The following is a 19,494-nucleotide window of genomic DNA, read 5'->3' as shown; positions in this document are numbered from 1 at the left end:
GAATGGCTAAGGTATTCGCTATCGCGAACCAGAAAGGTGGTGTGGGCAAGACCACCACCTGTATCAACCTCGCAGCATCGCTGGTCGCGACCAAGCGCCGCGTGTTGCTGATCGATCTCGATCCACAGGGCAACGCCACCATGGGTAGCGGTGTGGATAAACACGTCCTGGAACATTCGGTCTACGACCTGTTGATCGGGGAGTGCGACCTGACTCAGGCCATGCACGTCTCCGAGCACGGTGGTTATCAACTGCTGCCAGCCAACCGCGACCTGACCGCTGCGGAAGTGGTGCTGCTGGAAATGCAGATGAAGGAAAGCCGTCTGCGCACGGCGCTGGCACCGATCCGGGAAAGTTACGATTACATCCTGATCGACTGCCCGCCGTCGCTGTCGATGCTGACCCTCAATGCCCTGGTTGCCGCCGATGGCGTGATCATTCCGATGCAATGTGAATACTTTGCTCTGGAAGGCTTGAGTGACCTTGTGGATAACATCAAGCGCATTGGCGAACGCCTGAACCCGCAGTTGAAGGTCGAAGGCCTGCTGCGGACCATGTACGACCCGCGCTTGAGCCTGATCAACGACGTGTCTGCGCAGCTCAAGGAGCACTTCGGTGACCAGCTGTACGACACGGTGATCCCGCGCAACATTCGCCTGGCCGAGGCGCCGAGTTTCGGTATGCCAGCCCTGGCGTATGACAAGCAATCGCGTGGCGCACTGGCTTACCTGGCCCTGGCTGGGGAACTGGTACGTCGTCAGCGCCGTCCATCACGCACTGCACAAACAACTTAAGGAATCCGCATGGCCGTTAAGAAACGGGGTCTCGGACGTGGGTTGGATGCACTGCTCAGTGGTCCTACCGTCAGCGCGCTCGAAGAGCAGGCTGTAAAGGTCGACCAGAAAGAACTGCAACATCTGCCGCTCGACCTGATCGAGCGCGGCAAGTACCAGCCTCGTCGGGACATGGACCCGCAAGCGCTGGAAGAGCTGGCTCATTCGATCAAGAGCCAGGGCGTCATGCAGCCGATCGTGGTGCGCCCGATTGGCGAAAACCGCTATGAAATCATCGCCGGTGAGCGCCGCTGGCGCGCCAGCCAGCAGGCCGGGATGGAAACCATTCCGGCCATGGTTCGTGATGTGCCCGACGAAGCGGCCATTGCCATGGCCCTGATCGAGAACATCCAGCGCGAAGACCTTAACCCGGTGGAAGAGGCCATCGCCCTGCAGCGCCTGCAGGTGGAGTTCCAGCTCACTCAGCAGCAGGTGGCGGATGCGGTGGGTAAGTCACGGGTCACCGTGGCCAACCTGTTGCGCCTCATTTCGCTGCCGGACGTGATCAAGACCATGCTGGCACATGGCGACCTGGAAATGGGTCACGCCCGTGCACTGCTTGGTTTGCCGGAAGAGCAGCAGGTTGATGGGGCGCGTCATGTTGTCGCACGTGGTCTGACGGTGCGCCAGACGGAAGCCCTGGTTCGTCAGTGGCTCAATGGCAAGCCTGAGCCGGTCGAACCGGCCAAACCTGATCCGGACATTACCCGCCTTGAACAGCGTCTGGCAGAGCGTTTGGGCTCGGCAGTACAGATACGTCACGGCAACAAAGGTAAAGGTCAGTTAGTTATCCGATATAACTCTTTAGATGAGTTGCAAGGTGTGCTAGCTCACATCCGCTGAAACAATTCCTTTTGTAGCGCGCAGTCGGAAATCACTACCCAGCAGTTGAATAGGGGTTAAACCGCCCCTATACTCTGCGCGCATTTTGTCGGCACAAATTATGCCAAGTCGTAGTTGACTGGTTGGTCGACTTTTGAGGAGCAGTTGTGATGGAAACCCGCACGCCAAACCGCTTGCCTTTCCATCGCTGGGCGGTTTTTCCGGTACTGTTGGCTCAGTGTGTCGTGTTTCTGTTAGCAACTTTGGCGTTGTGGCAGTGGCACGGGGTGGTCAGTGGATATTCAGCACTCTGCGGAGGGTTGATTGCCTGGCTGCCAAATGTGTATTTCGCCTGGAAGGCTTTTCGTTACACAGGAGCCAGGGCAGCGCAGGCTATCGTCAAGTCGTTTTACGCTGGCGAAGCAGGCAAATTGATTTTGACGGCAGTGCTGTTTGCACTGACGTTTGCAGGAGTGAAGCCATTGGCGCCGTTAGCAGTCTTCGGTGTCTTTCTGCTGACCCAGTTGGTCAGCTGGTTCGCGCCCCTGCTGATGAATATAAGACTTTCGAGACCTTAGGGCGTTTGAGGCAACCATGGCAGCAGAAACCGCTTCGGGCTATATCCAGCACCACTTGCAGAACCTGACCTTCGGTCAACTACCAGACGGCGGTTGGGGCTTTGCCCATTCCGCAGCAGAAGCCAAAGCAATGGGCTTCTGGGCTTTCCACCTGGATACCCTGGGTTGGTCGGTCGCACTGGGTCTGCTTTTCGTATTCCTGTTCCGCATGGCAGCCAAGAAGGCGACTTCCGGCCAGCCTGGCGGCCTGCAGAACTTCGTTGAAGTGCTGGTTGAGTTCGTTGACGGCAGCGTCAAGGACAGCTTCCACGGTCGCAGCCCGGTGATCGCCCCACTGGCGCTGACCATTTTCGTCTGGGTCTTCCTGATGAACGCCATCGACCTGATCCCGGTCGACTGGATTCCTCAGCTGGCCATCCTGATCTCCGGTGATCCGCACATTCCGTTCCGTGCCGTATCGACCACCGACCCGAACGCGACCCTGGCCATGGCCTTCAGCGTGTTCGCCCTGATCATTTTCTACAGCATCAAGGTCAAGGGTATCGGCGGCTTCCTCGGCGAACTGACCCTGCACCCGTTCGGCAGCAAGAACATTTTCGTTCAGATCCTGCTGATTCCGGTCAACTTCCTGCTTGAATTCGTCACCCTGATCGCCAAGCCGATCTCGCTGGCCCTGCGTCTGTTCGGCAACATGTATGCCGGCGAGCTGGTGTTCATCCTGATCGCTGTGATGTTCGGCAGCGGCCTGCTGTGGCTGAGCGGCCTGGGTGTGGTGCTGCAATGGGCGTGGGCTGTGTTCCACATCCTGATCATCACCCTGCAAGCGTTCATCTTCATGATGCTTACCATCGTCTACCTGTCGATGGCTCACGAAGATAACCATTAAGACCGCCTGGCGTGTCTGATGACCCTTCTGCCGGTTGTGGGGAGGGTCGAAATCGTCCGCAAGGGCAGCTGTAAAAAACGATTTTGTTTTACCGCTTCAAACTAAAAACCTAACCAATACGACGTAAAAGTCGGGAGGAAAGATGGAAACTGTAGTTGGTCTTACCGCTATCGCTGTTGCTCTGCTGATCGGCCTGGGTGCTCTGGGTACCGCCATTGGTTTCGGCCTGCTGGGCGGCAAGTTCCTGGAAGGCGCTGCTCGCCAGCCAGAGATGGTTCCAATGCTGCAAGTTAAAATGTTCATTGTTGCCGGTCTGCTCGACGCCGTAACCATGATCGGTGTTGGTATCGCTCTGTTCTTCACCTTCGCTAATCCTTTCGTTGGTCAAATCGCCGGCTAATCACTCGAATTCTCGAGTGGTTTGGTGTGATGGACAAAGAACGAGCGAGGTGTTGGCGTGAACATTAATGCAACCCTGATTGGTCAGTCCGTTGCGTTCTTCATTTTTGTGCTGTTCTGCATGAAGTTCGTGTGGCCTCCGGTCATCGCGGCATTGCAAGAACGTCAGAAGAAGATCGCGGATGGACTGGACGCTGCCAACCGAGCAGCTCGCGACCTGGAGTTGGCCCAAGATAAAGCGGGTCAGCAACTGCGCGAAGCGAAAGCTCAGGCAGCCGAAATCATTGAGCAAGCCAAGAAGCGCGGTGCTCAGATCGTCGAGGAAGCCCGTGATCAGGCCCGCGTCGAAGCTGACCGTGTGAAGGCTCAGGCTCAGGCCGAGATCGAACAGGAAATTAACAGCGTCAAAGACGCGCTGCGCGCCCAAGTGGGTAGCCTGGCCGTTGGCGGTGCTGAAAAGATCCTTGGCGCCACAATCGATCAAAACGCGCATGCGGAGCTGGTTAACAAACTGGCCGCTGAAATTTAAGCGAGGGCGATCATGGCAGAACTGACCACGTTGGCCCGACCTTACGCTAAGGCTGCCTTTGAGCATGCCCAGGCCCATCAGCAACTGGCCAATTGGTCAGCCATGCTCGGCCTGGCTGCTGCGGTGTCGCAAGACGACACCATGCAGCGCCTGCTCAAGGCCCCGCGACTGACGAGCGCAGAAAAGGCCGCCACTTTTGTTGAAGTGTGCGGTGACAAGTTTGATGTACAGGCAAAGAGTTTCATCCAAGTTGCCGCGGAAAACGAACGTCTCCTGCTGTTGCCGGAGATTTCGGCTTTGTTCGAGCTGTACAAGGCTGAACAAGAGAAATCCGTGGACGTGGAAGTCACCAGTGCTTTTGCGTTGAACCAAGAACAGCAAGACAAACTCGCCAAGGTTCTCAGTGCACGGCTCGACCGGGAAGTGCGCCTGCAAGTGTCGGAGGATGCCAGCCTGATTGGTGGCGTCGTAATCCGCGCCGGCGACCTGGTTATCGATGGCTCAGTCCGCGGCAAAATCGCGAAACTGGCCGAAGCATTGAAATCTTGAGTTTGAAGGGGCAGCAGAGCAATGCAGCAACTCAATCCTTCCGAAATTAGTGAAATCATCAAGGGCCGCATCGAGAATCTCGATGTAGCCTCTCAAGCTCGCAACGAAGGTACTGTCGTCAGCGTTTCTGACGGCATCGTGCGGATTTACGGTCTGGCCGACGTTATGTACGGCGAAATGATCGAATTTCCAGGCGGCGTTTACGGTATGGCCCTCAACCTGGAGCAAGACTCCGTTGGTGCGGTAGTACTGGGCGCTTACGACACCCTCGCTGAAGGCATGAGCGCCAAGTGCACCGGCCGCATCCTCGAAGTTCCAGTTGGTAAGGAACTGCTGGGTCGCGTTGTTGACGCACTGGGCAACCCAATCGACGGCAAAGGCCCACTGGGCAACACCGAGACCGACGCGGTCGAGAAAGTTGCTCCGGGCGTGATCTGGCGTAAGTCGGTAGACCAGCCTGTACAGACTGGCTACAAATCCGTCGACGCCATGATCCCTGTCGGCCGTGGCCAGCGTGAGCTGATCATCGGTGACCGTCAGATCGGTAAGACCGCTATGGCGATCGACGCCATCATCAACCAGAAAGACTCCGGTATTTTCTGTGTTTATGTCGCTGTCGGCCAAAAGCGTTCCACCGTTGCCAACATCGTTCGCAAGCTGGAAGAAAACGGCGCTCTGGCCAACACCATCGTGGTTGTTGCCAGTGCTTCGGAATCCGCCGCACTGCAATTCCTGGCGCCATACGCCGGTTGCACCATGGGCGAGTTCTTCCGTGACCGCGGTGAAGACGCGCTGATCGTATACGATGACCTGTCCAAGCAGGCCGTTGCCTACCGTCAGATCTCCCTGCTGCTGCGCCGTCCACCAGGACGTGAAGCGTACCCAGGTGACGTGTTCTATCTCCACTCCCGTCTGCTGGAGCGTGCATCGCGCGTTTCCGAAGAGTACGTTGAGAAGTTCACCAACGGTGCTGTAACTGGCAAGACCGGTTCCCTGACCGCACTGCCGATCATCGAAACCCAGGCTGGCGACGTTTCCGCGTTCGTTCCGACCAACGTGATTTCCATCACCGACGGTCAGATCTTCCTGGAATCGGCCATGTTCAACTCGGGCATCCGCCCTGCAGTGAACGCCGGTGTTTCGGTATCCCGTGTGGGTGGTGCCGCTCAGACCAAGATCATCAAGAAGCTCTCCGGTGGTATCCGTACCGCTCTGGCTCAGTACCGTGAACTGGCTGCATTCGCCCAGTTCGCTTCTGACCTGGACGAAGCCACCCGTAAGCAACTCGAGCACGGTCAACGTGTTACCGAGCTGATGAAGCAGAAGCAATACGCTCCAATGTCCATCGCGGACATGGCGCTGTCGCTGTATGCCGCTGAGCGTGGGTTCCTGACCGACGTTGAAATCGCCAAGATCGGCAGCTTCGAACAAGCGCTGATCTCTTACTTCAACCGTGATCACGCCGAACTGATGGCGAAGATCAACGTGAAGGGTGACTTCAACGACGAAATCGACGCTGGCATCAAAGCCGGTATCGAGAAGTTCAAGGCCACCCAAACCTGGTAAGCCGCAGCGGGGGCTTTGCAGCCCCCGCTTGCTAACCTGATAGGTGTTACATGGCAGGCGCAAAAGAGATTCGCAGTAAGATTGCGAGCATCAAAAGCACGCAAAAAATTACCAGCGCCATGGAAAAAGTGGCGGTCAGCAAAATGCGCAAGGCTCAAATGCGCATGGCTGCTAGCCGTCCTTATGCGGAGCGTATCCGCCAGGTTATTGGTCATCTGGCCAACGCCAACCCGGAATACCGCCACCCGTTCATGATCGATCGCCCTGTAAAGCGCGCCGGTTATGTTGTGGTGAGCAGTGACCGTGGTCTGTGTGGTGGCTTGAACACCAACCTGTTCAAGGCCCTGGTCAAGGACATGGCAGCCAATCGCGAGCAAGGTATCGAGATCGATCTTTGCGTGGTTGGTAGCAAGGGTGCGGCGTTTTTCCGCAGCTTCGGCGGTAACGTCGTTGCAGCAATCAGCCACTTGGGCGAAGAGCCGTCGATCAACGATCTGATCGGCAGCGTCAAAGTGATGCTGGATGCTTACCTGGACGGTCGTATCGATCGTCTGTCCGTGGTATCGAACAAGTTCATCAATACCATGACGCAAACGCCAACGGTCGAGCAGTTGATTCCGTTGGTAGCAACCCCGGATCAAGAACTCAAGCACCACTGGGACTACCTCTACGAACCTGACGCCAAAGAGCTGCTGGACGGCCTGATGGTGCGTTACGTGGAGTCGCAGGTCTACCAGGCGGTGGTCGAGAACAACGCAGCTGAACAAGCTGCCCGGATGATCGCGATGAAGAACGCCACCGACAACGCCGGTGATTTGATCAGCGAATTGCAGCTGATCTACAACAAGGCGCGTCAGGCTGCGATCACCCAAGAGATCTCGGAAATCGTCGGCGGCGCTGCCGCGGTTTAACGGTTCAAATATTCAGAGGATCCAGCTATGAGTAGCGGACGTATCGTTCAAATCATCGGCGCCGTCATCGACGTGGAATTTCCACGTGACAGCGTACCGAGTGTCTATAACGCGCTGAAAGTAGTCGGCGCGGAAACCACCCTGGAAGTTCAGCAGCAGCTGGGCGACGGCGTGGTTCGTACCATTGCGATGGGTTCCACCGAAGGCCTGAAACGTGGCCTGGACGTAAACGACACTGGCGCAGCGATCTCGGTACCAGTCGGTAAAGCGACCCTGGGCCGTATCATGGACGTCCTGGGTAACCCAATCGACGAAGCCGGCCCGATCGGTGAAGAAGAGCGTTGGGGCATCCACCGTGACGCGCCTTCCTTCGCTGACCAGGCAGGCGGCAACGACCTGCTGGAAACCGGCATCAAGGTTATCGACCTGGTTTGCCCGTTTGCCAAGGGTGGTAAAGTTGGTCTGTTCGGTGGTGCCGGTGTAGGCAAAACCGTAAACATGATGGAACTGATCCGTAACATCGCCATCGAGCACAGCGGTTATTCCGTGTTCGCCGGTGTGGGTGAGCGTACTCGTGAGGGTAACGACTTCTACCACGAGATGAAGGATTCCAACGTACTGGACAAGGTTGCTCTGGTATACGGCCAAATGAACGAGCCACCAGGAAACCGTCTGCGCGTAGCGCTGACCGGCCTGACCATGGCTGAGAAGTTCCGTGACGAAGGTAACGACGTTCTGCTGTTCGTCGACAACATCTATCGTTACACCCTGGCCGGTACCGAAGTATCCGCACTGCTGGGCCGTATGCCTTCGGCAGTAGGTTACCAGCCGACTCTGGCTGAAGAGATGGGCGTTCTGCAAGAGCGTATCACTTCGACCAAAGAAGGTTCGATCACCTCGATCCAGGCCGTATACGTACCTGCGGACGACCTGACTGACCCGTCGCCAGCGACCACCTTCGCCCACTTGGACGCCACCGTCGTACTGTCCCGTGACATCGCCTCCCTGGGTATCTACCCAGCGGTCGATCCACTGGACTCGACTTCGCGCCAGCTGGACCCGAACGTCATCGGCAACGAACACTACGACACCGCTCGTGGCGTTCAGTACGTACTGCAGCGCTACAAAGAGCTGAAGGACATCATTGCTATTCTGGGTATGGACGAACTGTCCGAAGCCGACAAGCAGCTGGTGTCCCGTGCTCGTAAGATCCAGCGCTTCCTGTCCCAGCCGTTCTTCGTGGCAGAAGTCTTCACTGGTTCCCCAGGTAAATACGTTTCCCTGAAAGACACCATTGCTGGCTTCAGCGGCATCCTCAAAGGTGACTACGACCACCTGCCAGAACAAGCGTTCTACATGGTCGGCAGCATCGAAGAAGCGGTCGAGAAAGCCAAGAAACTGTAATCCCGGCGCCCCGCAAGGGGCGCTAATCAGGTTGAGGCAAGCAGATGGCTATGACAGTCCATTGCGATATCGTCAGCGCGGAAGGAGAGATTTTCTCCGGCCTGGTCGAGATGGTAGTTGCGCACGGTAACCTGGGTGATCTTGGTATCGCTCCAGGCCACGCGCCGCTGATTACTAATCTCAAGCCAGGTCCTATCACGCTGACCAAGCAGGGTGGCGCCCAAGAGGTGTTCTACATCTCTGGTGGTTTCCTCGAGGTCCAGCCGAACATGGTCAAGGTGCTTGCCGATACCGTGCAACGTGCTGCCGACCTGGACGAAGCTCAGGCTCAGGATGCCGTTAAGGCTGCTGAGAGTGCCCTGCACGAAAAGAGCGCGGATTTCGACTACAGTGCCGCCGCTGCACGACTGGCCGAAGCCGCAGCTCAGCTGCGCACCGTCCAGCAAATGCGCAAAGGCAAGTAATCTGGCCCCGGCCGTTTACTTCCGTTGCGATTGAGTTAAAGGGTAGCCTCGGCTACCCTTTTTCTTTTTCTGCGTTTCATATTCTGGTCACATCACTGGCCTTCTAGGATTGGTAGCCCGTCAATGTCTCTCGATATCGTTATTCTTGCCGCCGGCCAAGGTACCCGCATGCGCTCCGCGCTGCCTAAGGTACTGCATCCGGTTGCCGGCAATTCCATGCTTGGCCATGTTATCCACAGCGCCCGACAGCTCCAGCCACAGGGAATCCATGTGGTAATCGGACACGGTGCTGAGCTGGTGCGTGAGCGTCTGGCGGCTGATGATCTGAACTTTGTGCTGCAAGACCAACAATTGGGTACCGGCCATGCCGTGGCCCAGGCGCTGCCGGCCTTGAGCGCAGAAACTGTGCTGATCCTCTATGGTGATGTACCGCTGATTGAAGTCGAGACCCTCCAGCGTTTGCTGGCCAAGGTCACCCCGACGCAGCTCGGCCTGCTGACCGTGACGCTGGACGACCCGACGGGCTACGGTCGCATCGTCCGTGATGCACAAGGGCAGGTAGCCGCGATCGTTGAGCATAAAGATGCCAACGACGCGCAAAAAGCTATCAAGGAAGGCAACACCGGTATTCTCGCGGTTCCGGGTGTACGCCTGGCTGAGTGGTTGGGACGCCTGTCGAACAACAACGCCCAGGGTGAGTACTACCTGACCGACGTGATTGCCATGGCGGTCGCCGATGGCCTGGTGGTCGCCACCGAGCAGCCGCATGACCCCATGGAAGTGCAGGGCGCCAACGACCGTCGTCAGCTGTCTGAGCTTGAGCGTCACTACCAACTGCGTGAAGCACGCCGCTTGATGGCACAGGGCGTTACCCTGCGTGACCCAGCACGTTTCGACGTGCGAGGAGAGGTGACGGTCGGTCGCGACGTGCTCATCGACATCAACGTCATTCTTGAAGGCCGTGTAGTCATCGAAGACGACGTGGTCATCGGCCCGAACTGCGTGATCAAGAACACCACCCTGCGTAAGGGCGCTGTGGTCAAAGCCAACAGCCATCTGGAAGGCGCGATCATGGGTGAAGGCAGCGACGCTGGCCCATTTGCCCGCCTGCGTCCTGGCAGCGTACTGGAAGCGCGTGCCCATGTGGGTAACTTTGTCGAACTGAAAAACGCCCACCTGGGTGAAGGCGCCAAGGCCGGTCACTTGAGCTACCTGGGCGACGCCGAGGTAGGCGCGCGTACCAACATTGGTGCCGGTACCATCACCTGCAACTATGATGGCGCGAACAAGTTCAAGACCACCCTGGGTGAGGATGTGTTCATTGGTTCGAACAACTCGCTGGTTGCGCCTGTGGATATCCTTGACGGCGCCACCACAGCAGCTGGTTCGACCATCACCCAAACTGTCGAAGCCGGCCAGCTGGCCGTTGGTCGTGCACGCCAGCGCAACATCGATGGCTGGAAGCGGCCAGAGAAGATCAAGAAAAGCTGAGTTATACACAGCTGACAACAAAGGCCGACTGGATTGTGCATAAGTCGGCCTTTTTCATGCCTGTGGACAAAATCCCCCTGTAGGAGCGGGCTTGCCCCGCGATAGCTGTCCATCTGCCACGTCGCCTCGCGGGGCAAGCCCGCTCCCACTTTGGCCTGTGGACAACACACCCCATCGGAATTTTTCCCCCGCCCCCTTGACGCCTCGAAAGCTTTAGGTTTTGATTGCAACCACTAACTTTCGAATCGAAACTTAAAGACGCTATGTCGAAACGAAACACCCCACAGCGCCGTCACAACATCCTGGCCTTGCTCTCTGAACAGGGTGAGGTGAGCGTTGATGCGTTAGCCAAACGTTTCGAAACCTCCGAAGTGACCATCCGCAAGGACCTCGCAGCGCTTGAAGCCAACGGCCTGCTGCTGCGTCGCTACGGCGGCGCGGTGACCATGCCGCAAGAGCTGATTGCCGAGCAGAGCCAACCGATCTCGCTCTATAAGCAGGCAATCGCCAAGGCTGCGGTCGGACGCATTCGTGAACATGCACGCATCATCATCGACAGTGGCAGCACCACGGCGTCGATGATTCCTGAGCTTGGCCACCAGCCAGGTCTGGTGGTGATGACCAACTCGCTGAACGTGGCCCGGGCCCTGAGCGAGCTCGAACACGAGCCTGTGCTGTTGATGACCGGCGGCACCTGGGACCCGCATTCCGAATCGTTCCAGGGGCAGGTCGCTGAGCAAGTATTACGCTCTTATGATTTCGACCAGTTGTTTATCGGCGCCGATGGCATCGACCTGGCCCGGGGCACCACCACCTTCAACGAACTGCTCGGCTTGAGCCGGGTCATGGCGGAAGTGGCCCGTGAAGTGATCGTGATGGTCGAGTCCGACAAGGTCGGGCGAAAAATCCCGAACCTCGAACTGCCGTGGGGCAGCGTCAATACCCTGATTACTGATGAGCGCTTGCCCACTGAGGCGCGCGAACAAATTGAAGCCCGCGGCGTCCATGTGATTTGTGCCGCACTCTCCAAGGAGCATAACTAATGTGTGGAATCGTTGGCGCCATTGCCGAACGTAATATCACCTCCATCCTGATCGAAGGCCTCAAGCGCCTGGAATACCGTGGTTATGACAGCGCAGGCCTGGCGGTTTACACCCAGCAAGGCACCTTGGAACGCCGCCGCCGTATTGGTAAGGTGAGCGAACTGCAAGCCGCTGTCGACGCCGACCCGCTGGCCGGCCAGCTGGGCATCGCCCATACCCGTTGGGCCACCCACGGCGCGCCGACCGAGCACAATGCCCACCCGCATTTCTCTGGCCACGAGCTGGCTGTAGTACACAACGGCATCATCGAGAACCACGAAGAACTGCGCGAACAGCTCAAGGGCCTGGGCTACGTGTTCAGTTCCGAGACGGACACTGAAGTTATCGTCCACCTGCTGCACCACACCCTGAAAACCGTTCCGGACCTGGCCGACGCTCTGAAAGCTGCGGTCAAGCAACTGCACGGTGCCTACGGCCTGGCGGTGATCAGCGTGCATCAGCCTGACCGCCTGCTGGCCGCCCGCAGCGGCAGCCCGCTGGTGATTGGTTTGGGGCATGGCGAGAACTTCCTCGCTTCCGACCAACTGGCCCTGCGTCAGGTGACCGACCGTTTCATGTACCTGGAAGAAGGCGACATCGCCGAAATCCGCCGCAACCAGGTCACCATCTGGAACCAGGCCGGCCAACAGGTGCAGCGTGAAACCGTGCAGTATCACGAAGGCGCAGAGGCTGCCGACAAGGGCACCTACCGCCACTTCATGCTCAAAGAGATCCACGAGCAACCGACCGTAGTTCAACGCACCCTGGAAGGGCGTCTGGGCAAGGATCACGTCATGGTCCAGGCGTTCGGTCCACAAGCGGCCGAGCTGTTCGCCAAAGTCCGCAATGTGCAGATCGTCGCCTGCGGTACCAGCTATCACGCCGGTATGGTTGCGCGTTACTGGCTCGAAGAGCTGGCCGGCATCCCGTGCCAGGTAGAAGTCGCCAGCGAGTTCCGCTACCGCAAAGTGGTGGTGCAGCCAGACACCCTGTTCGTCTCCATTTCTCAGTCGGGTGAAACCGCTGACACCCTGGCAGCACTGCGCAACGCCAAGGAACTGGGCTTCCTCGGCAGCCTGGCAATCTGCAACGTTGGCATCAGCTCGCTGGTGCGTGAATCGGACCTGACCCTGCTGACCCAGGCTGGCCCGGAAATCGGTGTGGCTTCGACCAAAGCGTTCACCACCCAGCTGGTTTCTCTGATGCTGCTGACCCTGTCCCTGGGCCAGGTACGTGGCACCTTGAAAGCTGGTGTTGAGGCCGAACTGGTCGAAGAACTGCGCCGCCTGCCGACCCGCCTGGGTGAAGCCCTGGCCATGGACGCCACCGTCGAGAAAACCGCCGAACTGTTCGCCGACAAGCACCACACCCTGTTCCTTGGCCGTGGCGCGCAGTTCCCGGTAGCAATGGAAGGTGCCCTGAAGCTCAAGGAAATTTCCTATATCCACGCTGAAGCCTATCCAGCTGGTGAGCTCAAGCACGGCCCGCTGGCGCTGGTGGATAACGATATGCCAGTGGTGACCGTGGCGCCGAACAACGAACTGCTGGAGAAACTCAAGTCCAACCTGCAGGAAGTGCGTGCCCGTGGCGGTCAACTGATCGTTTTCGCCGACCAGGCGGCTGGCATGAGCAATGGCGAAGGTACTCACGTGATTGCCGTGCCACACATCATCGATGCCCTCGCACCGATCCTTTACACCATTCCGCTGCAACTGCTGTCGTACTACGTGGCCGTGCTCAAGGGCACCGACGTTGACCAGCCGCGTAACCTGGCGAAATCGGTGACGGTGGAGTAACGACCACAACGCGTGAGCGACGATGTGGTTTTAGACAATAAAAACTGTCGCTAGCAAGAAAAACTGTCGAAGCAGGAAGGGAGCCACTCCCTCGGCTCCCTTCTCCGACAGATCGCCTTCCCCCGGTTTCTCGACAGTGCAATGACAGATGTATTGCATGAGTACAAAAAGGTGAGGCATGACCAAATACATAACTACATACGAAATTGATCATGTTGAAATAGTGGCATCTACAACTTATTAAAGTTGTGGTGATGTGCTATTGCTGTGGTTTTTATTTTACAGGTGAAGTTATTGTCTGGGAGGCAGCAAATAAAAAATACAAAGTTGGTTAAGAGCAATTAATGCAGAGTTATTGGAGTTGGATTTTAAAATAAATATGGCAAGGGAGCGCTGCGGAAACTTCAAAGCTGCCAGGCTTTGGTTCCGACGGGGGCGGTGCGCTTGAGTGTCGTCGCCAACAAATCGAACTCGTGCGCGCGCGGATGTGTTCGACGCCATACCAGCCCGATGCGCCGATGTTCATCACCACGCAGCGGCTTTATGGTCAATCGTGTGCTGTCGGCATTGATGGCCGCCAAGGCGGGCAGCAACGTACATCCACGACCAGCGGCGACCAGATGTTGCAGGGTTTCCAGGCTAGTGGCCCGGCAGTCCGCCGAATCGCCTGCCTGAACTTCACTCATGCCACATGCTTGCAGCGCCTGGCCGCGCAGACAATGGCCATCGGTAAGTAGCAACAACTTCAGATCGCTCAGTGTTTCGACCGCCACATCAGTGCTGGCGCCAAGTTCATGCCCCAACGGCAGTGCGGCCCAAAACGGTTCATCGAACAGCACACGCTCATCATAAGCTTCAGGATCGAGCAGTCTCGGCCCACCCTGTACCGCCGCTTCGCATCGCAGACACTCTGCAGAGCGCGACATCGTCTGATAAAGCGGCCGGGGGAGTGCCAGCAATGCACTGTCGATGGACTGATCGTTGAGCCGCTCGCACAAGTCAGCGGTAAAGCTCTCCTGTATCACCAACTGCAACTTTGGATGCGCGGCTTCTACGGCCTCCAATAGATGCGGCAAGTAATAGGGCGCCAAGGTCGGGATGATGCCCAGGGTAAGAATGCCTTCCAGCGGCTCACGGCGCGCACGGGTCAGGGCAAGAATGGTGTCGGCTTCGGCAAGCATATGTCGCGCGCGCTCGACGATCTGCTCTCCACTGGGCGTGAGGGTGAATTGCTTGGCCTGACGGTCCACTAATACTTGGCCAAGGTAGTTCTCCAGCTTGCGCAATTGAGTGGACAACGTCGATTGAGTGACATGGCAGGCGTCGGCGGCCCGGCCGAAGTGACGGTGCTCCGCCAATGCAACGAGATAGCGGAGTTCGCGTAAGGTCATCAATACATCCTTGAAAAAGCGCGCACGGGTTTCAATGTGAGCGGCAAGGCTGGCAAACAGGGTCAAGACAGTGAAATTAAAAAAACGCATGACCTGCATTGAAATAAATTCAAAGCAGTAGACACCGGCTGGCCACTCACCGCGTCACCTTAGATGCAATTCTCGAATTGGCGTCAGTCAGGTTCTCAATCGGCCCCTTTTAGAACCTCAATTGTTCGTTTTCCGGGGCGCACTTAAGGTTTGGTACCCGTTTCCAAACCAAGTCATTGATTGGCCTGGTTTACACACTTACAAGGACCAAGCCCCTATGCGCATGAAACAGCTGCCCTTGGCGATCGCCCTGATAGTTGCCTTTTCACCCACTGTTTACGCCGATAACACGGGCGCCGCCTCGATGGCTGGTAAACACGAACAGATGACTAACAAGGACTGGTGGCCCAATCGCCTGGATCTTTCCTTGTTGCGACAGCACAACCCGGCCTCCAGCCCTGCCGACGCCGATTTCAACTATGCCAAGGCGTTCAACAGCCTTGACTTGAGTGCGGTGAAAAAGGACATCGAAGCAACCTTGACCCAGTCGCAAGACTGGTGGCCAGCGGACTATGGCAACTATGGCCCGTTCTTTATCCGTATGGCCTGGCACAGCGCCGGTACCTACCGCACGATGGACGGCCGTGGGGGTTCCGACGGTGGTCAGCAGCGTTTTGATCCGCTCAACAACTGGCCTGATAACGTCAGCCTCGATAAAGCCCGGCGCTTGTTGTGGCCTGTGAAAGAAAAGTACGGTGCGAGCATTTCCTGGGGCGACCTGATGGTGCTGGCGGGTACTGTGGCGATGGAATCGATGGGGATGAAAACCTACGGCTTTGGCGGCGGTCGTGCAGATGACTGGGAGCCTGATCTGGTCTATTGGGGCCCTGAAAGCACCTGGCTCGGTGATGAGCGCTACCATGGCAAGCGTGAGCTGAAAAAGCCACTGGCGGCCGTGCAAATGGGGCTGATCTACGTGAACCCGGAAGGTCCGAATGGCAAGCCCGATCCGCTGGCTGCCGCCAAGGACATTCGCGACACGTTCGCGCGCATGGGCATGAACGACGAAGAAACCGTTGCGCTGATCGCCGGTGGCCACACCTTCGGCAAGGCGCACGGTGCGCACAAGCCTGAAGGCTGCCTGGGCGCAGATCCTGCCAGCGCGCCTACCGAGCAACAAGGCCTGGGCTGGAAAAACACCTGCGGTAAAGGAAACGCCGAAGACACCATCACCAGTGGCCTGGAAGGTGCGTGGACTTCAAGCCCGGCGAGTTTCACCAATCAGTATCTGGCCAACCTGTTCGGCTGGACATGGGTTCAGACCAAGAGCCCGGCCGGTGCAATCCAGTGGATTCCGTCCGATCCGTCTGCTGCGGTCATGGTTCCCGACGCACACGTCAAAGACAAGCGCCATGCGCCGATCATGTTCACCACTGACCTTGCGCTGCGTTTCGACCCCGCTTACGAGAAAGTTGCGCGTCGCTTCCTGGACAACCCCAAGGAATTCGAACTGGCCTTCGCCAAGGCTTGGTTCAAGCTGACTCACCGTGACCTTGGTCCGCGCACCCACTACCTAGGGGCCGATGTACCCAAGGAAGAGCTGATCTGGCAAGACCCGATCCCGGTGCTGGACCATAAGCTGATCGACACCAAAGATGTCGAAGCACTCAAGGCCAAGGTACTCGCTTCGGGCCTCAGTACTGGCGAGCTGGTGCGTACCGCCTGGGCCTCGGCAGCTTCGTTCCGAGGTTCCGACATGCGCGGAGGCGCCAACGGTGCACGTGTGCGTCTTGCCCCGCAGAAAGACTGGGACGCCAACAACCCGGCCGAACTGAGCAAAGTACTCACCCAGCTGGAAGCGATCCAGAAGGACTTCAACAGCAGCCTCAAAGGCGGCAAGAAGGTCTCGCTTGCTGACGTGATTGTGATCTCGGGTTCTGCTGCGGTTGAGTCTGCCGCGAAGCAGGGGGGTTACAACGTTAAAGTCCCGGTCACCCTGGGCCGTATGGACACTACCCAGGACAAGACCGATGTCACATCCTTCGCGGTGCTGGAACCCAAGGCGGATGGCTTCCGTAACTACTACAGCACCGACGCTCGCCTCTCACCGACCGAAATGCTGGTCGACAAGGCCAGCTTGTTGACCCTCTCTGCACCGGAAATGACTGTGCTTGTCGGTGGCATGCGGGCGCTGGGGGCGAATACCGACGGCAGTAAAAATGGCGTGCTCACGACGCGTCCGGGCACATTGTCGAACGACTTCTTCGTCAACCTGATGGACATGTCGACGGTCTGGTCGAAGTCCGCTACCGATGGCTTGTATGAAGGTCGCGACCGCAAGACGGGCGAGGTCAAATGGTCAGCCACGCCAGTCGACCTGGTATTTGGCTCCAACTCGGAGCTGCGTGCGGTCTCCGAGTTCTACGCCGCAAGCGATGCCAAGGAAAAGTTCGTCAAGGACTTCGCCAAAGCGTGGACCAAGGTCATGAACCTCGACCGTTTCGATCTCTGATCGAGCGGGTCAGCTACCTGCATAGCCGCGTCCTTGCTGGCTAATGTCGCCGCGAGAAGGGAGCCTTTAAGGCTCCCTTCTTCGACAGCCTCCTACGTTCTGTTTCTCCTCCACTAATCAGCACCGTCCAACATCTAGGGCTGGCGAACTTCTTCAATCTACTTGAGAATTGTTATCTTTTGCTTCTCGGATCGAAGGAATCGATAGCATGACCACCCACCTGGCCCGCATTCTCATCATCGAAGACGACTTCACCCTAAGTCGCCAGCTTGGCGAGTTGCTGCGTGGGCAAGGCTATGCCGTTTGCGTCAGCCAGCGCGGTGAGGAGGGGTTGGAATTGGCGATCGCCGGGCAACCAGACCTGGTCCTGCTGGATGTGATGCTGCCGGATATCAGTGGCTTCTCAGTACTGCGACGCCTGCGCGAGCAGCAGCAGACGCCGGTGATCATGCTCACCGCCTGTGGGGCAGAGGAGGAACGCATTCGCGGCCTGCGTCACGGTGCCGATGACTACCTGTCAAAACCCTTCAACCTCACCGAGCTGCAACTGCGCATCGACGCCGTGCTGCGGCGCAGCCGTCCCCAGGACGCTGCGCGCACCCGGCAGCCGCAGCAGTTGCAGGTGGACGCACTGCACCTCGACCGCCATGCCCAGCAGGCCCGCGTCGGCGAGCGCGATCTGGCCCTGACCCCTCTGCAGTTCCGCTTGCTCTGGCTGATGGTGGCCAATCGCGGCGAGGCCCTGAGCAAGCCCTATCTCTACCGCGTAGCGCTGGAGCGTGAGTACAGCAGCTATGACCGCAGCCTGGACATGCACGTCAGCCGGATTCGCCGACGCATGGTGGAGGCCGGGCTGGGCGCCGATCGCCTGCAGACCCTGCACGGACGGGGCTACGTCTTCCCATGAACCGTCGCCTGTTCTGGAAACTTGCCATCGTGCTGGCGGTGGGCGGGATCGTGTTGGTCAAGGTGATCGCGCGCCTGGCCTGGCAGACCGAAGAAAGCATGAGTTTCATCGACCCCGAACATCAGCAAACCCTGCGCCACTATGGCGCTCAGGCAGAGGCGCTGTACCTCGGCAACGACCACGAAGCCCTGGGCCGCTGGCTGAAGACCCTGCAGGAGCAGGAGCAGACTTGGGCGGCGGTCGTGGAGTCGGAGGTACGCCCACTGGCGGGCAGCGAGCTGTCGGAGCGCTTCGTGGATACCTTTAGCCTCGGCCGCGATGTGTCCTGGAAGATCCACCTGTACTTCCCGGAAAACCCGATCATGGACCTGCCATTCGCCGACGGTCGTACTCACCTGCTGATCGTCTTGCCGCAGCGCATGCGGCCCGGTCTCTACTGGCATTACGCGCGCCTGGGGTTGCAGTTGGGCGTGCCGCTGGTGGTGCTGCTGATCGTCAGCCTGGTGCTCTACCGCCACCTGATGCAGCCCCTGCGTCGCCTGGAGCAGGCGACCCGACAGTTCAGCGAGGGGCGCTTTGATGTACGCGTGCGTTCACTGCTCGGTTCGCGCAACGATGAACTGGCCAGCCTGGCCGATACCTTCGACGCCATGGCCGAGCGCACCGGCCAACTGATCATCGACCAGCGCCAACGCCTGGCAGACATGTCGCACGAACTGCGTACGCCGCTGACGCGTATCGAAATGGCAGTGAGCCTGGCCGAGCAGGAGGGCATGCGTGGCCCGTTGCTCGAACGAATCCACGACGACTGCGACGACATGCGCCGACTGGTGGAGGATGCCCTGACCTTGAGTTGGCTGGAAAACGAACGGCCGCAGTTACGCGACGAGACCCTGGACCTGACCGAACTGCTCGACAGCATCCTCGACGATGCCCGTTTCGAGTACCCCGACCGCGAGATAGTTGCCGAGCTGCCGGAAGAAGCGCCGCTGACGGGCAGTAGTCATCGGGCCCTGGGCCAAGCCATCGAGAACGTCGTACGCAACGCACTGGACCACACGCCAGCGGGTGGCCGGGTGCGGGTGCGCCTTGATACCGAAGGGGCGGACTACCGCTTGCAGGTGAGTGACCAAGGGCCGGGCGTGCCGGAGGAATGGCTAGAGCGTATTTTCCAGCCGTTTTTCCGCGCCCCGGGTGAGCGCAAGGGCTTCGGCCTTGGCCTGGCCCTGGCCCAGCGCCAGATGCATGCCACTGGCGGTTGCATCTCTGCGCGCAACCAAGCAGGCGGGGGGCTGCTCATGGAACTCCTGCTGCCCCGTCAGCCGAGTTCGTAACAGTTGTAAA

Annotated in this window: 18 protein-coding genes; 17 read left to right on the top strand and 1 reads right to left on the bottom strand. The window is 58.4% G+C overall.

All coding sequences use genetic code 11. From position 1 onward, the window contains the following. The first annotated feature begins 2 nt into the window (after window positions 1-2). From ACVWSC_RS29060 to glmS, 14 genes are all read left to right on the top strand, one after another. The gene (locus ACVWSC_RS29060) at window positions 3-794 is read left to right on the top strand and encodes a ParA family protein (protein WP_128322013.1); all 792 of its coding nucleotides are present in this window, start codon (window positions 3-5) and stop codon (window positions 792-794) included. Between the two features lie 9 nt (window positions 795-803). Further along, entirely contained in the window at window positions 804-1,676 is an 873-nt protein-coding gene (locus ACVWSC_RS29055) for a ParB/RepB/Spo0J family partition protein (RefSeq protein ID WP_442111062.1), read from the top strand. A gap of 149 nt (window positions 1,677-1,825) precedes the next feature. Beyond that, window positions 1,826-2,233, top strand: a complete 408-nt coding sequence (locus ACVWSC_RS29050; RefSeq protein WP_403041528.1) for a F0F1 ATP synthase subunit I — start codon at window positions 1,826-1,828, stop codon at window positions 2,231-2,233. A gap of 16 nt (window positions 2,234-2,249) precedes the next feature. Further along, the gene (gene atpB, locus ACVWSC_RS29045; protein WP_010222723.1) at window positions 2,250-3,119 is read left to right on the top strand and encodes a F0F1 ATP synthase subunit A; all 870 of its coding nucleotides are present in this window, start codon (window positions 2,250-2,252) and stop codon (window positions 3,117-3,119) included. 142 nt (window positions 3,120-3,261) lie between these two features. After that, window positions 3,262-3,519, top strand: a complete 258-nt coding sequence (atpE, locus tag ACVWSC_RS29040; RefSeq protein WP_003097235.1) for a F0F1 ATP synthase subunit C — start codon at window positions 3,262-3,264, stop codon at window positions 3,517-3,519. 57 nt (window positions 3,520-3,576) lie between these two features. Then, window positions 3,577-4,047 (top strand): F0F1 ATP synthase subunit B, encoded by a 471-nt coding sequence (locus ACVWSC_RS29035; RefSeq protein ID WP_028942553.1) that lies wholly within the window; start codon window positions 3,577-3,579, stop codon window positions 4,045-4,047. Between the two features lie 12 nt (window positions 4,048-4,059). After that, the gene (locus ACVWSC_RS29030; protein WP_442111059.1) at window positions 4,060-4,596 is read left to right on the top strand and encodes a F0F1 ATP synthase subunit delta; all 537 of its coding nucleotides are present in this window, start codon (window positions 4,060-4,062) and stop codon (window positions 4,594-4,596) included. 21 nt (window positions 4,597-4,617) lie between these two features. Beyond that, a complete protein-coding gene (gene atpA, locus ACVWSC_RS29025; protein WP_442111057.1) occupies window positions 4,618-6,162 on the top strand; it encodes a F0F1 ATP synthase subunit alpha in 1,545 nt (514 codons plus the stop codon). A gap of 50 nt (window positions 6,163-6,212) precedes the next feature. After that, window positions 6,213-7,073: a F0F1 ATP synthase subunit gamma gene (gene atpG, locus ACVWSC_RS29020; RefSeq protein WP_038616133.1), complete on the top strand. Its 861-nt coding sequence runs from the start codon at window positions 6,213-6,215 to the stop codon at window positions 7,071-7,073. A 27-nt stretch (window positions 7,074-7,100) separates the two neighbouring features. Next, the gene (gene atpD, locus ACVWSC_RS29015) at window positions 7,101-8,477 is read left to right on the top strand and encodes a F0F1 ATP synthase subunit beta (RefSeq protein ID WP_442111055.1); all 1,377 of its coding nucleotides are present in this window, start codon (window positions 7,101-7,103) and stop codon (window positions 8,475-8,477) included. 44 nt (window positions 8,478-8,521) lie between these two features. Continuing rightward, window positions 8,522-8,941, top strand: coding sequence for a F0F1 ATP synthase subunit epsilon (locus ACVWSC_RS29010; protein WP_442111053.1), 420 nt, complete (start codon window positions 8,522-8,524; stop codon window positions 8,939-8,941). 123 nt (window positions 8,942-9,064) lie between these two features. Next, a complete protein-coding gene (glmU, locus tag ACVWSC_RS29005; protein WP_442111051.1) occupies window positions 9,065-10,432 on the top strand; it encodes a bifunctional UDP-N-acetylglucosamine diphosphorylase/glucosamine-1-phosphate N-acetyltransferase GlmU in 1,368 nt (455 codons plus the stop codon). Between the two features lie 263 nt (window positions 10,433-10,695). Continuing rightward, window positions 10,696-11,475 (top strand): DeoR/GlpR family DNA-binding transcription regulator, encoded by a 780-nt coding sequence (locus ACVWSC_RS29000; protein ID WP_442111049.1) that lies wholly within the window; start codon window positions 10,696-10,698, stop codon window positions 11,473-11,475. After that, entirely contained in the window at window positions 11,475-13,310 is a 1,836-nt protein-coding gene (gene glmS, locus ACVWSC_RS28995; protein WP_442111047.1) for a glutamine--fructose-6-phosphate transaminase (isomerizing), read from the top strand. Before ACVWSC_RS29000 ends, glmS begins: the two co-directional genes overlap by 1 nt. A 404-nt stretch (window positions 13,311-13,714) precedes the next feature. Here the strand turns inward: glmS and ACVWSC_RS28990 are convergent, their stop codons facing one another. Beyond that, a complete protein-coding gene (locus ACVWSC_RS28990; protein ID WP_442111045.1) occupies window positions 13,715-14,800 on the bottom strand; it encodes a LysR substrate-binding domain-containing protein in 1,086 nt (361 codons plus the stop codon). 208 nt (window positions 14,801-15,008) lie between these two features. On the opposite strand from ACVWSC_RS28990, the gene katG reads away from it, so the two are divergent. From katG to ACVWSC_RS28975, 3 genes are all read left to right on the top strand, one after another. Continuing rightward, window positions 15,009-17,243 (top strand): catalase/peroxidase HPI, encoded by a 2,235-nt coding sequence (katG, locus tag ACVWSC_RS28985; protein ID WP_442111043.1) that lies wholly within the window; start codon window positions 15,009-15,011, stop codon window positions 17,241-17,243. 208 nt (window positions 17,244-17,451) lie between these two features. Continuing rightward, window positions 17,452-18,150 (top strand): response regulator transcription factor, encoded by a 699-nt coding sequence (locus ACVWSC_RS28980; protein ID WP_442111041.1) that lies wholly within the window; start codon window positions 17,452-17,454, stop codon window positions 18,148-18,150. Continuing rightward, entirely contained in the window at window positions 18,147-19,484 is a 1,338-nt protein-coding gene (locus ACVWSC_RS28975) for a histidine kinase sensor domain-containing protein (protein WP_442111040.1), read from the top strand. The genes ACVWSC_RS28980 and ACVWSC_RS28975 overlap by 4 nt, the downstream gene beginning before the upstream one ends. Window positions 19,485-19,494: the final 10 nt, after the last annotated feature.

This window comes from Pseudomonas sp. NUPR-002 (assembly GCF_056322725.1).
This window is presented reverse-complemented; position numbering and strand designations above follow the sequence as displayed.